The 15,257-nt window shown below is 67.5% G+C and carries 12 protein-coding genes; 2 read left to right on the top strand and 10 right to left on the bottom strand.

Annotated elements, in window-relative coordinates:
* Positions 1 to 56: 56 nt before the first annotated feature.
* The 4 genes from rpoB to EII34_RS04805 form a co-directional block, all read right to left on the bottom strand.
* On the bottom strand, positions 57 to 3,530 hold the full coding sequence (gene rpoB, locus EII34_RS04820; RefSeq protein ID WP_185711180.1) for a DNA-directed RNA polymerase subunit beta: 3,474 nt from the start codon (positions 3,528 to 3,530) through the stop codon (positions 57 to 59).
* A 361-nt stretch (positions 3,531 to 3,891) separates the two neighbouring features.
* Positions 3,892 to 4,290 (bottom strand): 50S ribosomal protein L7/L12, encoded by a 399-nt coding sequence (rplL, locus tag EII34_RS04815; RefSeq protein ID WP_124843488.1) that lies wholly within the window; start codon positions 4,288 to 4,290, stop codon positions 3,892 to 3,894.
* A 75-nt stretch (positions 4,291 to 4,365) separates the two neighbouring features.
* Complete coding sequence (gene rplJ, locus EII34_RS04810) at positions 4,366 to 4,980, bottom strand: 50S ribosomal protein L10 (RefSeq protein WP_124843486.1); 615 nt, start codon at positions 4,978 to 4,980, stop codon at positions 4,366 to 4,368.
* Positions 4,937 to 5,560 carry a low temperature requirement protein A gene (locus tag EII34_RS04805; protein ID WP_124843484.1) on the bottom strand — a complete coding sequence of 208 codons (624 nt, stop codon included), beginning with the start codon at positions 5,558 to 5,560 and terminating at the stop codon, positions 4,937 to 4,939. Before EII34_RS04805 ends, rplJ begins: the two co-directional genes overlap by 44 nt.
* Before the next feature lie 164 nt (positions 5,561 to 5,724).
* On the opposite strand from EII34_RS04805, the gene EII34_RS04800 reads away from it, so the two are divergent.
* Positions 5,725 to 7,446: an ATP-binding cassette domain-containing protein gene (locus tag EII34_RS04800; RefSeq protein WP_124843482.1), complete on the top strand. Its 1,722-nt coding sequence runs from the start codon at positions 5,725 to 5,727 to the stop codon at positions 7,444 to 7,446.
* A 23-nt stretch (positions 7,447 to 7,469) separates the two neighbouring features.
* Complete coding sequence (locus EII34_RS04795; RefSeq protein WP_221620204.1) at positions 7,470 to 9,122, top strand: amino acid ABC transporter ATP-binding/permease protein; 1,653 nt, start codon at positions 7,470 to 7,472, stop codon at positions 9,120 to 9,122.
* On the opposite strand, the gene EII34_RS04790 is transcribed toward EII34_RS04795, so the two are convergent.
* From EII34_RS04790 to EII34_RS04765, 6 genes are all read right to left on the bottom strand, one after another.
* The gene (locus EII34_RS04790; RefSeq protein ID WP_260425056.1) at positions 9,094 to 10,383 is read right to left on the bottom strand and encodes an ATP-binding protein; all 1,290 of its coding nucleotides are present in this window, start codon (positions 10,381 to 10,383) and stop codon (positions 9,094 to 9,096) included. The two genes, EII34_RS04795 and EII34_RS04790, sit on opposite strands and share 29 nt — an antisense overlap.
* A gap of 120 nt (positions 10,384 to 10,503) precedes the next feature.
* Positions 10,504 to 11,562 carry a hypothetical protein gene (locus tag EII34_RS04785; protein ID WP_124843476.1) on the bottom strand — a complete coding sequence of 353 codons (1,059 nt, stop codon included), beginning with the start codon at positions 11,560 to 11,562 and terminating at the stop codon, positions 10,504 to 10,506.
* Positions 11,559 to 12,164 (bottom strand): ATP-binding cassette domain-containing protein, encoded by a 606-nt coding sequence (locus EII34_RS04780; protein ID WP_221620200.1) that lies wholly within the window; start codon positions 12,162 to 12,164, stop codon positions 11,559 to 11,561. Before EII34_RS04780 ends, EII34_RS04785 begins: the two co-directional genes overlap by 4 nt.
* On the bottom strand, positions 12,152 to 13,186 hold the full coding sequence (locus EII34_RS04775; protein ID WP_124843474.1) for a peptidoglycan-binding domain-containing protein: 1,035 nt from the start codon (positions 13,184 to 13,186) through the stop codon (positions 12,152 to 12,154). The genes EII34_RS04780 and EII34_RS04775 overlap by 13 nt, the downstream gene beginning before the upstream one ends.
* A complete protein-coding gene (locus tag EII34_RS04770) occupies positions 13,186 to 13,845 on the bottom strand; it encodes a glycosyltransferase family protein (protein WP_124843472.1) in 660 nt (219 codons plus the stop codon). Before EII34_RS04770 ends, EII34_RS04775 begins: the two co-directional genes overlap by 1 nt.
* A 527-nt stretch (positions 13,846 to 14,372) precedes the next feature.
* Positions 14,373 to 15,155 carry a DMP19 family protein gene (locus tag EII34_RS04765; RefSeq protein WP_124843470.1) on the bottom strand — a complete coding sequence of 261 codons (783 nt, stop codon included), beginning with the start codon at positions 15,153 to 15,155 and terminating at the stop codon, positions 14,373 to 14,375.
* Positions 15,156 to 15,257: the final 102 nt, after the last annotated feature.

The following is a 15,257-nucleotide window of genomic DNA, read 5'->3' as shown; positions in this document are numbered from 1 at the left end:
AATCTGAGATGTGAACTGGGTGCCGGGTCTCCCGGCGCTTCGTGACTGAGTCAGACTCAGACTTCGCCGACGTCCATGAAGTGGTCACCTCCGGGACGCCGTCCAAGATCGATGCCGAAGTCCTCGGCGTTGCGCAGATCGTCCTCGGAGTCCCTCAGGTCGATGACACGACCGTCACCGGAGAGCACCTCGACGTTCAGGCAGAGCGACTGCATCTCCTTGACCAGCACCTTGAAGGACTCGGGGATGCCGGGCTCGGGGATGTTCTCGCCCTTGACGATGGCCTCGTAGACCTTCACGCGGCCGGGCACGTCGTCGGACTTGATGGTGAGCAGTTCCTGCAGGGCCCAGGCCGCACCGTAGGCCTCCAGGGCCCACACCTCCATCTCGCCGAAACGCTGACCGCCGAACTGCGCCTTGCCGCCCAGCGGCTGCTGGGTGATCATGGAGTACGGGCCGGTGGAACGGGCGTGGATCTTGTCGTCGACGAGGTGGTGCAGCTTCAGCATGTACATGTAGCCGACCCCGGTCTTCTCCGGGTAGGGCTCACCGGAGCGGCCGTCGAACAGCTGGGCCTTGCCGCCACCGTCGATGAGACGCTCACCGTCGCGGGTGGTCAGGGAGTTCTCCAGCAGACCCGTGATCTCGGCCTCGTTCGCGCCGTCGAAGACGGGGGTCGCCACGCGGGCATCACCCTCGACCCGGCCGAGCCCCACCTCACGCAGGCGCTCCGCCCAGGTCTCCTTGACCTCCTGGATGTCCCAGCCGGTCTTGGCGATCCACCCGAGGTGGTTCTCCAACACCTGACCGATGTTCATCCGCGACGGCACGCCGAGCGGGTTGAGCACGATGTCGACGGGGGTGCCGTCGGCGAGGAACGGCATGTCCTCCACCGGCAGGATCTTCGAGATCACACCCTTGTTGCCGTGACGTCCGGCGAGCTTGTCGCCGTCGCTGATCTTGCGCTTCTGCGCCACGTGGACGCGGACCAGCTGGTTGACCCCCGGCGGCAGTTCGTCACCCTCGGCGGCGTCGAAGACGCGCACCCCGATCACGGTGCCGGCCTCGCCGTGGGGGACCTTGAGGGAGGTGTCGCGGACCTCGCGGGCCTTCTCGCCGAAGATCGCGCGCAGCAGCCGCTCCTCCGGGGTCAGCTCGGTCTCGCCCTTCGGGGTGACCTTGCCGACGAGGATGTCACCCGCGGCGACCTCGGCACCGATGCGGACGATGCCGCGCTCGTCGAGGTCGGAGAGCATGTCGTCCGAGACGTTCGGGATGTCCCGGGTGATCTCCTCGGCACCGAGCTTGGTGTCTCGGGCGTCGATCTCGTGCTCCTCGATGTGGATCGAGGTCAGCACGTCGTCCTGCACGAGACGCTGCGAGAGGATGATGGCGTCCTCGTAGTTGAGGCCCTCCCAGGGCATGAACGCCACGAGCAGGTTCTTGCCCAGCGCCAGCTCACCGCGGTCGGTGCAGGGGCCGTCGGCCAGCGGGGTGCCCTCCTCGACGCGATCCCCGGCGGCGACGAGCGGCCGCTGGTTGATGCAGGTCCCTGCATTGGAGCGGACGAACTTCTCCAGCCGGTAGGAGGAGTAGGTGGCGTCGTCGTTGGCGATCTCGATGAGGTCGGCCGTCACCGACGAGACGACACCGCCCTTCTTCGCCAGGGTGACATCACCCACGTCGATGGCGGCACGGTACTCCATGCCGGTACCGACGAACGGGGCCTCGTTGCGCACCAGTGGGACCGCCTGGCGCTGCATGTTGGCCCCCATGAGGGCACGGGAGGCGTCGTCGTGCTCGAGGAACGGGATGAGGGCGGTGGCGACCGAGACCATCTGGCGCGGCGAGACGTCCATGTACTCGACGTCCGCGGCCGGCACGGAGTCGACGTCACCGTGCTTGAGACGCACCAGGACGCGGTCCTCGGTCAGCCGACCCTCGTCATCCATGTGGGCGTTGGCCTGGGCGATGGAGTACCTGTCCTCCTCATCGGCGGTCAGGTAGTCGATCTGGTCGGTGACCTGACCGTCGACGACCTTGCGGTACGGGGTCTCGATGAACCCGAAGGCGTTGACCCGGGCGAACGAGGCCAGCGAGCCGATGAGCCCGATGTTCGGACCTTCCGGGGTCTCGATGGGGCACATGCGGCCGTAGTGCGAGGTGTGGACGTCGCGGACCTCCATGCCCGCACGGTCGCGGGACAGACCGCCGGGGCCGAGCGCGGAGAGGCGACGCTTGTGGGTCAGCCCGGCCAGCGGGTTGTTCTGGTCCATGAACTGCGACAGCTGTGAGGTGCCGAAGAACTCCTTCAACGCCGCCGTCACGGGGCGGATGTTGATGAGGGTCTGTGGCGTGATGGCCTCGATGTCCTGCGTGGTCATGCGGTCGCGCACGACACGCTCCATGCGTCCCAACCCGGTGCGGAGCTGGTTCTGGATCAGCTCCCCGACGGTGCGCAGCCGCCGGTTGCCGAAGTGATCGATGTCGTCGGGCTCGACGGGGACGCCGTTCAGCTCCTCACGGTGTTCGTGCAGCGCGACGACGTACTTGATGGCGGCGACGATGTCGTGCATGGTCAGCACGGTCTGGTCGAACAGGATGTCGAGCCCGAGCTTCTTGTTGATCTTGTAGCGACCCACCTTCGCCAGGTCGTACCGCTTCGGGTTGAAGTAGTAGTTCTCCAGCAGTGCCTGCGCGGCGTCGCGGGACGGGGGCTCGCCCGGACGCAGCTTGCGGTAGATGTCGAGCAGCGCCTCGTCCTGGGTGGTGACCGAGTCCTTCTCCAGCGTCATCCGCATGGACTCGAACTCGCCGAACTCCTCCAGGATCCGGTCCTCGCTCCAGCCGAGTGCCTTGAGCAGGACGGTGACGTTCTGCTTGCGCTTGCGGTCGAGCCGCACGAAGACCATGTCGCGCTTGTCGATCTCGAACTCCAGCCACGCCCCGCGCGAGGGGATCACCTTGCAGGAGTAGATGTCCTTGTCGGAACCCTTGTCAGGGGTGATCTCGAAGTACACACCCGGGGAACGCACGAGCTGGGAGACCACGACCCGCTCGGTGCCGTTGATGATGAAGGTGCCCTTGTCGGTCATCAGCGGGAAGTCGCCGATGAACACGGTCTGGGACTTGATCTCGCCGGTGTCGTTGTTGACGAACTCGGCGGTGACGAAGAGGGGGGCCGCGTAGGTGACGTCGCGGTCCTTGCACTCCTCGATGGAGTGCTTGGGCTCCTCGAACCGGTGGTCGCGGAAGGACAGCGACATCGTCTCGTTGAAGTCCTCGATGGGTGAGATCTCCGCGAAGATCTCCTCGAGGCCGGAGCGGGTGTTGACGTCGGTGCGGCCTGCGGCCAGGCGCGCCTCGACCTCACCACGCCAGGCCTCGTTGCCGATGAGCCAGTTGTAGGAGTCGATCTGGAGATCGAGCAGGTTGGGGACCTCGAGCGGTTCAGGGATCTTCGCAAAGGAGATCCGGCCGCTGGGCAAGACGACATTGGTGTTCTTCAACGCAGAGCGCGAGGCGGCCAAGATTCGGTCCTTCCGGGAACGCCGATGAGCTGGTTCGTCGCACAACAAAGGACCCGCGTCAAATCACGGGCGATTGCAGAGCAGAGCAAACATGCACTATAGACGGAATCAAGCCGACACGCAAGCGGGGACCGAGATCGCGGCAGTCACCATGGTAACTGCCCACCGGGGCAGACGGGGTCACCCCTCGGCTCCCGCCACCCGCCTGCACGCCCCAGCCCGTCGTCTCCCCTCGAGCACGAATCGCAGGTGAAGGGTGAGTGCGGTGACACGGTGGGGACCACCTCGATGAACGGCAGAAGGTCCGCCCCTGCGACAGGGGCGGACCTTCTGGGGATCTGTGCCGGTTGCCCGGCCGGGGTCACTTGACCTCGACGGAACCGCCGGCGGCCTCGAGGGCGGCCTTGGCCTTCTCGGCGACGTCCTTCTCGACCTGCTCGAGCACCGGCTTCGGGGCGCTCTCGACGAGATCCTTGGCCTCCTTCAGGCCGAGGTTGGTCAGGGCGCGGACCTCCTTGATGACGGCGATCTTCTTGTCGCCACCGGAGGTCAGGATGACATCGACCTTGCCGGAGTCGGCGTCGTCGGCACCGGCGTCGTCGCCACCACCGGCGGCGGGGGCAACGGCCTGGGCGACGGCAACCGGAGCGGCGGCGGTGACGTCGAAGGTCTCCTCGAACAGCTTCACGAACTCGGACAGTTCGATGAGGGACATCTCCTTGAAGGCGTCAAGGAGCTCTTCCTTGGTGAGCTTCGCCATGATGGGCGTTCCTTTCGGTTAAGCATCGCAAGCGGTCACGCTGCGACGGATTGGGTGTTCCGCAGCAGGTGCTGCTCAGTTGGCCTCATCGGCCGGGGTGACGTCGCCAGTGGCGGCGTCCTCGTTCGTGGTCTCGGCAGCAGGGGCGGACCCTGCGCCGCCGATGATGTTCGGATCCTCGGCCGCCTTGCTCTGCAGGGCGCCGAAGAGACGGGCACCCTTCGACAGCGGGGCTGCCAGGGTGCCGGCGGCCTTGGCGAGGCTGCCCTTCATGGCACCAGCCATCTTGGACAGCAGGACCTCGCGGGACTCGAGGTCGGCAAGCTTGAGGACCGCCTTGGCGTCGAGGAACTTGCCCTCGAGAACACCACCCTTGATGACCAGGAACGGATGTGCCTTCGCGAAGTCGCGCAGCCCCTTCGTCACCTTGGCGATGTCGCCGGAGATGAAGGTGAAGGCGGTCGGCCCCGTGAGCGTCTCCTCGACGCCCTCGATGCCGGCGTCCTTGGCCGCGAGTGCGGCCAAGGTGTTCTTCGCAACGGCGTAGGTGGCCTCCCCACCGAAGGACCGGCGCAGTTCCTGCAGGTCCTTGACGGAGAGACCGCGGTACTCGGTCAGCACCACGGCAGCGGAGTTGGTGAATGCCTCACTCAGCTCTGCGACCTTGGCAGCCTTCTCCGGCCTCGCCATTGGGTCTCCTTCCATTTCTGTGTCCACCGTCGACCCCAGAAACGAACAACGCCCCGTGCCGGTGGCGCGGGGCGGGCAGGTGTTCTCCTGCTGGCTTTGCGGTCACCTGCGCGGGCTCCATCACGGGAATTGAGACGATCGTCACCTGCGGTCTTCGGCGGAGCAAGCCTAGGCGAGAACCGGCGTCGCCTCCAAATCCTGCAGGACGATCCGCACCCCCGCTCCGGCCCAGTGGTCGCGAGAGGTCGGTTTTCCGACAGTTCGCGACCACTGGGGAGCGCAGTGCGGGAGCACAGATGTCGCGGGAGGTCGCCCCCACCATCTGGAATCCGACGCAGAGCCTGACCCCCCAGTCGTCGGTGTCGAAGGCGGAGGCGAACCAGCTGTAGTTCATCCAGGCCCACACCGTCGCGAACTGGACGATGCAGAAGGCGACGAGACCGGGCAGGACGTGGCCTGCCGCGATGGCGTGGGCGAACTCAGCCCCTGCCACCCCGAAGGCGACGACCAGGGTGAGGTCGTAGAGCAGTTCCAGGGTGGTGGCCACCCGGTTCGGCTCCTCGTCGTCGCGCTCCACCATCGGCCGCAGCCGGTGCTACAACTGGGGAAGCGGGGCTCTGGCGGCATTCACCCCGACATCCTGACAGATCAGTCGCCGGGACCCCCGCTTCACCTTCCGGATCCCATGCGCTAAGTTTGAGACACCCTGTTTCAGCTGCTAACTGATACCTAAGAAACAAGGATATGAGCAAGATCGCTGTTTCGAATTCCTCACGACGCTCCACCCACCTGGTCGGCACCCTGCGCATCCTCAGCGCAGCGCTGACCGGCATGGTGCTGGTGCTGCTCGGCACCCACTGGGGCAGCGGCGATACCTCCCTGCCCTGGCCGTGGCTCATCCTCGGCATCCTCGGAGCCGGTCTCGCGGCCTTCGGCGAGATCCTGCTCGGGGGCCGCGCTGCCCGTCGGGAGGAACGACGACTCCGCGCCGAACTGCTCAGCGCCCACCTGCACAACCGGGTCCGACCACTGGCCGCAGCACCCGCGAGCCCGAGGCCCCCGGCCACCAATCCCCTGCTTCGCCCCTGGCGTGGCCGCGGACACAGGGGGCCCGTCATCGCCACCCCGGCCACCCCGTCCCAGCTGGTGGGTCTCATGACCGACAACACCGAACGCATGACCGAGTACCGACAGGTCTATCTCGGCTCGACCCTGGCGGCGCTCGCGATCCCCTTCCTGACCCTGGTCTTCGTCACCGTCGCACTCGACGTCGTCGTCGGGCTCGGCATCCTCATGGCCGTCCCCGTGGTGCCGTGCGCGATCCTCGGTTTCCTCCGACTGTTCCGCAAGGTCTCCGCCACCTCCCGCAAGGAGCGGGGGCGCCTGTCGGTGCACTACCTCGACGCCCTGCGCAACCTCGTCCCGATCCGTCTGTTCGGTGCAGGGCCGCGCATCGAGGACCGGCTGCGCACCCAGGGCGAGGCCAACCGTCGCGCCATCATGCGGCTGCTCGCCGGGAACCAGATCGTCATCATCGTGCTCGACGGTGTGTTCTCCCTCGCCCTGATCTGCTGGTCGGTGTTCCTCATCGGTGGCCGACTCCACAGTGGCGAGCTGAGCCCCGGAGCGGCCCTGGCCATCGCCCTCCTGCTCACGTTGCTGCTGGAGCCACTGACCCAGGTGGCCGGCTTCTTCTACATCGGGATGGGGGGCATGGCCTCCGAGCGGGCCATCTCCCGACAGCTGTCCCTCACCACCGTCGACCATCGGCCCACGGGCGTCCCGGCACGCCCGACCGCAGCCGCGATCAGTGTGCAGTCGGTCAGCCACGACCACGGACGGGGAACGGTGCTGGACGCACTCGGCCTGGAGGTGGCCCGGGGATCCAAGGTGGCGATCATGGGCCCCTCCGGTGTCGGCAAGTCGACACTGCTGTCGCTGCTTCGTGGCACCCTGCCACTGCAGAGCGGCGCCATCGTGCTCGACGGCCATGACCTCGGCACCCTGTCCCCGGAGGAGACCGCCGCGCTCAGCGCCACCGTCGCCCAGAGCACGTGGCTGTTCACCGGCACCGTCGCCGACAACCTGCGGCTGGCACGACCCGAGGCCAGCGACGAGGAGCTGTGGCAGGCGCTTCGGATGGCCCATGTCGCCGACGAGGTCGCCCGGATGCCGAGCGGGCTCGACTCCCCCGTCGGTGAGCGCGGCCAGCTCATCTCCGGCGGCCAGGCGCAACGCATCTCCCTGGCCCGGGCCTTCCTGTCCGGCAGGAAGATCCTGCTGCTGGACGAACCGACCAGCCAGGTGGACATCGCCTCCGAGGCCGCGATCATCGACGCGCTGGCCGACCTCGGGCCCGAGTGGACCGTGCTGGTGGTCACCCATCGTCGCTCACTGCTCAGGATCGTCGACGAGGCCCACGAGTTGGTCGACGGCACGCTTCGCCCCCTGGAGGTCGCCCGATGAACCCGCCCCGCTTCCCCGAGCTGCTGCGTTGGTTGACCGGCATCACCCGGCCCGTGCACGCCCCGCTGGCGGTCTCCACCCTCTTCCGTTTCCTCAACCTCGGGCTCGAACTGGTGCTCTTCGGGCTGGCCGGGTGGGGGGTCGCGGCCTTCGCCTCCGGCACCTCGGTCACCGGTGTCGTCGGCTGGATCGTGGTGGTGGCCCTGGCCAAGGCGGCCGCCTACTACGCCGAACAGTTCACCGGCCACTACGTCGCCTTCAAGGCCCTGGAGCTGCTGCGCGGCCACGCCTTCGCCACGCTGTGGCCGAAGGCCCCCGCCGTCGTGCTGCGCAACCGGTCCGGCGACCTGCTGCCCACCCTGACCCGTGACGTGGACCGCATCGAGGTGGTCTACGCCCACACCTTCGCCCCCGTCGTCTCGGCGGTCGTCGTACCGACCACCGCCCTGCTGGTCACCGGCGCCACCGTCGGCTGGGACATCGTGGCCATCCCGGCGCTGTGCCTCGCCCTGGCCCTGCTCGTGGTGCCCTTCCTCGGTCTGGGCCGCTCCCTGGGCTCCACCGCTGAGAACCTGAGGCTGCGGGGTGACCTGGCCGCGCACGTCACCGATTCGGTGTTCGGCAGCGACGAGGTGGTCTCCTACCGCCTGGCGCCGCAGCGACTGCGCGAGATGGACGACCTCGGTGCAGCGATCGGCAGGGCATCGATGCCGCCGTTGGCCTTCCGGGGGCTGCGTCGGGCCGCGAACGTGGTGCTGACCCTGGCGACGGTGACCGCCGTGATCGTGGTCGGGCTGAACACCGGGCACGACCCGTTGCTGGTCGCGGGGTTGGCGACGGCGTCGTTGCGGCTCTTCGAGGGACCGCGTGGCGTGGAGGACGCCGTCGGCTACCTCGACCACTCACTGAGTGCCGCCCGGAGGCTGTGGCTGCTCTGCCATGCCCCGGAGACGGTGCACGACGGTGAACGTCTCCTCGAGGTCACCCACTCCCCCGGCATCGAGTGGCGTGACGTCAGCTACTCCTACCCGGGGAGCAACCCTGAGAACCCGGCCCTGTCCGGGGTGTCCTTCCACGCCGCGCCGGGGAGGCGCACGGTGCTGGTGGGGCGTTCCGGCTCGGGCAAGTCGACGGCGGTGCAGCTGCTGCTGCGCTACGACGACCCGACCACGGGCGAGATCCTCATCGACGGGGTTCCTGTCGGTGAGTACACCCTGGACTCCCTGCGCCGCACGGTGGTGCTGGTGACCCAGCGTGCGCAGGTGATCGACTCCACCATCGCGGACAACCTGCGTCTCGGCGCCCCCGAGGCCACGGATGAACAGCTGTGGGCCGCGCTGGAGACAGCGGAGCTGTCAACCGAGGTGATGGCGATGCCCCAGGGGCTCGCCACCCGCACCGGGCGTGACGGCACCGAGCTGTCAGGGGGTCAGCTTCAGCGGCTGGGCCTGGCCCGGGCGCTCCTGGTGAACCCGAGGGTGCTGGTCCTGGACGAGTTCACCGCCAATCTCGACGCCGCGCTGGAGACCCGCATCCGGGAGAACCTGGAGCGACACCATCCGGGGCTCACGATCATCGAGGTGACGCACCGGCTGGACCACCTGGGTACCGCCGATCAGGTCCTGACCTTCGACCGGGGCCGTCTCGTCACGGCCCCAGCAGACCGAGCGGGATGACGCCCACACCGTCGCGACGCCGATAGGCGCGAGACCCCGTGGTGAGGATGACCACGTCCGCAACCCGGTCAGGCGCCTTGTCACGGAGCCAGCGAAGATGACGTACATCGTCGTCATCCGGCGCTGCCGTGAGTTTGACCTCAATACCGAGACAACGACCGTCGAAGCGCTCCACCACGAGGTCCACCTCACGCGCCCCGTTGGCGGTGCGCATGTGGTAGGTCTGCGCTTCCGCTGCCTGCGCGAGCACACGGACCGTCTGGGTGGCCAGGCTCTCGAACAGGGCGCCGAGCAGGCCCCCACTGTGGCGGGCCGCCCTCCCCTCCCGCATGAGCATCGCCGGGTCGAGCGACATCAGTCGCATCACCAGGGCCGGGTCCGCAAGCTGGTGCTTCTGCGCCTGTTGGAGTTTGCCCAGCCCTGCACCCACGGGCAGCCATGCGGCCACCGGGTCCAACAACCACAAGGCGGTGAGCCAGTCACGATAGGTGACTGCGGTGGCTCGACTGGGTGGGTCCCCGTCACCCGGCGTGGCCTCATGTCGGATGTGTTCCCAGGAGGTCGTGGTGGAGGAGGCCGCGGCATAGGCTCGTGCCCAGGCACGAAGTGTCGCTGGATGCCTCACCCTGACCCCCTGTTCATCGCGGAGGTCACGGGTGAATGCACGGGTCAGGTATGAGTCCAGTTGGATTCGACGCACTCGAGGCGGCAGCCCCCGGATACCCGGGAACCCGGATGCGGCGATCTCCTCCACGTAGTCCGGCAGCCTCAACTGGCACTCCCCCGCCAGGGCAGCCCCCTCGCCATCGAGCAGTGCGCTCAGCGACACCGTGGGGTGGGCGATGCCCCGCTCGGGCAACGCCAACGGTCGCATCCTGAGCGACACGATCCGCCCAGCCCCCGAATGCGTGACCTCCCCTGTTGGGGTGGCGCTTCCGGTGAGGAGGAACGCCCCTGGCTCAGCCCCATCGTCAACAGCTCGACGCACTGAGTCCCAGACCCAGGCAAGCCGTTGCCATTCATCAATGAGGAGCGGGCACGGCCGGGTCAGCAGCGCATCCGGGTCGGCCTTCAGCTCTGTTCGGTCCTCCACCCGATCCAACCGGAGAATGGACGCGGCACGCTGCAGCGCGGTCGTCGTCTTGCCGATTCCCTTGGGCCCATCCAGCGCGACGGCAGCAACACCGGAGAGCAGGACGTCCAGTTCATCGTCGATGATCCGCCATCGATACCCTTGCTCCAAAACCGCTTGAACAGGCACTGAAACCGCCTTAACCATACATCTGCACTACCACAGACTATACATCTGCACTACCACAGACTATACATCTGCACTGTTACAGACTATACATCTGCACTGGGGCCATGGGGGTGTTGTGGGCTACCGGTCCTTCGTCCAGGCGTAGAGCTTCTTCTCGACGATGAGCAGGGCCGCGGCGTGGCTGCCGACGATGGCGGCGGCGAGGCAGGCGCCGATGCCTGTGCCGATGTGCCCGACGAGCCAGCTCGCCTCCGGCGCGGTGGTGCCTGCCGTGGTGACGACGACGCTGACTGCGGCGGCCAGGATGCCGGCCGGGAGCGCCCAGCAGGCGGTTTCCAGCACGAGCTGGAGGCGCTGCTGGGTGGCGTGCACCCCCAGGTGTTGGGCGAGGCTCAGCTCGACGCGTCGGGTGCGGATGAGCACGAGGCCGAGGGCTGCGGCGGCGGCAGCACCGATCGAGAGGAGCCAGCGGGTGGGGCGCTGCTCCAGAAGCGCGAGGGTACTGGTGGCGGAGCCGAAGGAGGGATTGAGCTGTTGGCGGGTGGCGTCGTTGACCCCGGGGAGCAGCACGGTCTCGAGGAGGGCGAGACTCTCGGGATCATGGGGCCAGATGGTGACCCAGCAGGAGTCGAAGACACCCATGGGCGGCACGGGGGCGAGGGCGGCGGAGGCGAGCTGGCTGTTGCGACCGTCGTCGGGGTAGGGGAAGGTGCCGGCCACGTGTGCCGTGCCACCATCGGCCATGGGGAGCGGGCGGATGCCGAATCGGCCGACCATCGCCTCCGAGAGCCACACACCTGTGGGCTGCGAGGGGTGCGCGTCGAGGGTGCCGACGACGTCACCGGCCACCTCGTACAGGGACGGCTTGGAGTGCGGGTAGGCGAGGACGGCGAACCTGTCCGGCACCTCGCGCAGCGCCATGGAGCCTGCCACGCCGTTCAGGCCGGTGAGTCCGACGCAGCGCTCGCCGTCGATGCCGTCCGGGGCGGAGATGACGTGGGTGGCGCCGCCGCCGGAGCGCACGGCTCGCTGGGAGGCGAAGATGTGCTGGACGGCCAGCGCATCCTGCACCACGGTGCCCGCGAGGATCATGATCAGCGCCAGCGCGCCGAGGATCGCACGAGTGGTGCCCGAGGCGACGTTGCGCATCGCCTCTGACCAGATCGAGCCCCACCTCATGGTTTCTCCTCGGCGATGTTCAGCAGCTCGTCGCAGCGCTTCTTGAGCAGCTCATCGTGGGTGGCGAGCACGACGATGCGCTCCTTTGAGACCATTTCGCGGATGACGTCGCTGATGGAGTGGGCGGTGTCGCGGTCCAGCTGCGCCGTGGGCTCGTCGATGAGGATCGCGTCGTGGTTGCTGGCGACGGCCCGGGCGAGGCAGAGCCGCTGCGCCTCGCCGCCGGAGAGCCTCCGGAACTCTCGGCCCGCCACCTCGCCCAGGCCGAAGCGCTGAAGCAGTTCTTCGGCCTCAGGTTCGGCCTCGGCACGGGTGTATCCGCGGGCGAGCAGCGGGAGGACGATCTGATCGAGGGCGGTGCGGCGCGGGGGGCCGACGGGGTTCTGCATGATCCACCCGATGCGCTCCACGCCGTCGGCCGTGATGCTGCCTGCCGTGGGGGTGAGTCCGCCGGAGAGGATGGACAGCAGGGTGCTCTTGCCGGAGCCGGATGGACCCACGATCCCGTAGAGGGAGGTTGGTGTGAGCTCGAAGGAGACGTCGGTGAACAGCGGATGCTGGCCAGGGAACCGGTGGCCGACCCTGTCGGCTACGAGCCGCACGTGGCTTCCTTCGCGGGATGGGCGTCGACGGCCGACGGCGGGTCGCCGTCGATGCGCACGTAGCTCAGTCCCAATGCGGAACTGACCACCTCTGCGGCGTGCGGTGTCCCACCGCTCAGCACGCACACCCTCCCGGAGGCGTCCTTGACCACCGACGACGGCGGCACCGCGTGGACGGGGATGGGTTCAGCCAGGCGCAGCCTGCCGCTGAGCTGCACGGCCTCCCCTTTCGCCCGTTGGATGGCGGAGGCCACTTCTGGGGTGGCCAGGAGGGCGTCGACGGCGGTCGGGTCGGCCACCAGGAGGTCGTCGGTGAGTGCGATGCTGGTTTCCCCGATGGTGAGGGTGCGGGGGCCGTCGAAGAGGTCTGCTGGCGGGGTGAAGGTCATCGTCGAGCGGCCCGATCCGGCCTTCGCCAGTGCCTCACCGGCGGCCACGTCCTGCCCGACGACGAGCGGACACTCGGTGATGGTCACCTCCGCCTCCGGCAGCCACACCACCTGACTGAGCAGGAAGTCACCTTCTCCCGCGGGGAGGTCGGCAGCGGTGAGCACCTTCTTCCAGGCGGCGCGGGTGGCGCTGTCGAACGTGCCTGTGACACCCACCTCGGCACCGAGCGCATTGATGGCCCGTTGGAGGTTCGCCACGTCCTCGCCCTTGTCGTCCTGGGTGAGATCGCGGTACCACGGGGCTGCGGAGTTCAGGAGCAGTATCCTCTGCCCATTCACGGCTGCGGGGGAGGAGCCTTGCACCCACTGACCGCCGGGGGCGCAGTCGAGGCCGGTGATGGTGCCACCGGCGCGTGAGACGAGGGGCTGCCCGGCCTCAGGTGTGATGGTGACCTCCACCGTACGCTCGTCGGCGAATTCGCTGAGCGACAGCTCATACGACGACTCCACCGCATCGGCCTCGGTGGGCTCCGTGATCGGCCGGAATGCGCTCACCCACACCACCCCCGCACTCACCCCGGCCACAGCCAGCCAGGAGAGCACGAGGGTGGTCAGGCGCGCTTCGGAGGCCATCAGCTCTGGCCGCCGGCGGCAGGGTTTTCCTTGCAGTTCGATGCCGCCTCCGAGTCCTCGATCGCCTTGGCGGCCGGGTCGATGGGGACATCAGATTGGTCAACCGGATCATCCACGTGGGTCACGTCTCCGTTGTCATCCATGTGCACCGGTATCTTCTGCATCCCGCCGGCAGCCTCCAGCAGGCGCACGAGATCCTGCCCACTGAACGGGGCCTCCACCAGGCCTGCAGTCACGTAGCATCGAGCCACCGCCTCTTCCCAGGTGAGCTTCTCAGGGTTTGTGAGTACCTCACTGAACAGGGGCTCGATCAGGCGTGTGGTGCCGATTTCGCATTCCTCGGCGGCTGCGTCGTAGTGCTCCATGCTGCCCGAGCTCTCGTAGATGTAGGAGCCGTGCCTCTCGACCGGGGTGATGCTCACTCCCTTGCCCCTGACGCACTCGACGAAGCGCTGCACTGCTTCCTCGTACTCCTCGCGGGTGATCCTGTCATCCTCCAGGACGGCGCGCTCGAAGTCGGAGGAAGCGAGCTCCCGGGCCTGCCGAAAATCATCAGCGTAGGGGGTGCTCGTGGAGGAGACCCCTGAGCAGCCCGCGCTGAGCCCGACCGTGAGGCTCAGAGCGCCACACAGCAGACTGCGCAGCACGTACGGTGCCACTGTGCCCACCTTTCAGAAATGTTGCCAAGAGCCCCAGCTGCCGCTGCTGGTCTGGATTCGGAAGTAGTGGCCTGCGGCCGTACCGTTCCCTTTGACAGCCACCGAGTAACGGGCTCGCTGCCCATCAGCCTTGTGCGGCTGGCCTCCGTAGTAGCGCACTGCTCGCGCCTGCACGTTGCCCGGGCAGGTACCTGCCCAGACCCTCGTGGTGCTGACTTTACTGTTGGCGGACTTCCAGGCACGCACTTGACAGGTCGGGTCTGCCGCCGATGCGTTGGTCACACCCCCGAGCGACAACGCCAGAGCCACGACGAGGCTCCCAACCCAGAACTTGACAGACTTCTTCATCGAAGCGCCTCCTCCCATGAGCTTTTCGTCAGTATAGCATGTCTGAATTCGTTGTGCAACTTGCACGCATGAACTGTGACTGCCCCTCTCCACGTCTCTGCACGACCTCCCAGCCGTCAGCTGTGAAGCCACACGTCACCCAGCACCGGGTCGAGGGCGACAGGTTCATCATCGCCGCTTCACCGAAGCTCCTCGCCCGCGTCGTCCACGAGCGTTACCTGATCCCCCAGTATGACCGCCCTGTACCGTCGACCATCGCTGGCCAGAAATGCCACGGAGCGTCGCGGCTCCCCCTCGAAGCAGAAGTAAGGGTCGCGTTCCTGGATACTCGCGAGTTTCAACCCTGCGGCTGCGCAGGCCGCCCGCACCACGGCAACGTACCGTCTCACCGGGCGCCGGGGACGCATCGGGAGCGTTTCAGCCTCGGCCAGCAGTACCTTCAGCTCCGCCTCGGGCACGACGGCGAGGTCCGGATGCCCCGCCAGGAAGGCCTCGTTCAGGTCGAGGACGTCGAACAGGTCACCCTCGATCTCGGACGACCACAGCACCGCCAGGTCCCGCCCCAGGGCATCGGGGAGCACCTCCCACTCCAGCAGCAGCTCCTTCTCCTCCGGAACCGCGTCGATCCGGGCCACGACTGCTCGGAAGGCCTCCTGGTGCCTCGTCGCTCCGACCCGGCCCAGGGTCCGCTCCACCTCCGCCACCGTGTCGGGGTCCCAGCCGGAGTTCCAGATGTGTCCAAGAAGCCCTCCCCTCATGGACAAACCGATGAAGGCGTCCAGCTCGCAGGCCCCCACCGCGTCCGGGTGGAGCAAGGCCGCATCGATGACACCACCATCGCGACAGCTCAGGAACTCACGCACCGCAAGGGTGTTCGCGTGGGTCAGTGCCCAGTCATCGCCCGACTCACGCTCCCTCGTCACCGTCTCCGACCCGAGCCAGATGTGCTCCCCGATACGCATGTCGCCACCTCCTTGCCGTCACAATGATGCCGTGAAACCACCTGTCACCCAGCACCGGGTCGAGGGCGACAGGTTCATCATCGCCGCCTCCCCGACGGCGAG

The sequence above is a fragment of the Arachnia propionica genome (assembly GCF_003859805.1).
Lineage (GTDB): Bacteria > Actinomycetota > Actinomycetes > Propionibacteriales > Propionibacteriaceae > Arachnia > Arachnia propionica_C.
This window is presented reverse-complemented; position numbering and strand designations above follow the sequence as displayed.

Bases quoted from the DNA above. Each gene is read 5' to 3' on its own strand.
- rplL (WP_124843488.1), bottom strand. From the start codon at position 4,290: ATGGCGAAGCTCACCAAGGAAGAGCTCCTTGACGCCTTCAAGGAGATG.
- rplJ (WP_124843486.1), bottom strand. From the start codon at position 4,980: ATGGCGAGGCCGGAGAAGGCTGCCAAGGTCGCAGAGCTGAGTGAGGCA.
- EII34_RS04805 (WP_124843484.1), bottom strand. From the start codon at position 5,560: ATGGTGGAGCGCGACGACGAGGAGCCGAACCGGGTGGCCACCACCCTG.
- EII34_RS04800 (WP_124843482.1), top strand. From the start codon at position 5,725: ATGAGCAAGATCGCTGTTTCGAATTCCTCACGACGCTCCACCCACCTG.
- EII34_RS04785 (WP_124843476.1), bottom strand. From the start codon at position 11,562: ATGAGGTGGGGCTCGATCTGGTCAGAGGCGATGCGCAACGTCGCCTCG.
- EII34_RS04775 (WP_124843474.1), bottom strand. From the start codon at position 13,186: ATGGCCTCCGAAGCGCGCCTGACCACCCTCGTGCTCTCCTGGCTGGCT.
- EII34_RS04765 (WP_124843470.1), bottom strand. From the start codon at position 15,155: ATGCGTATCGGGGAGCACATCTGGCTCGGGTCGGAGACGGTGACGAGG.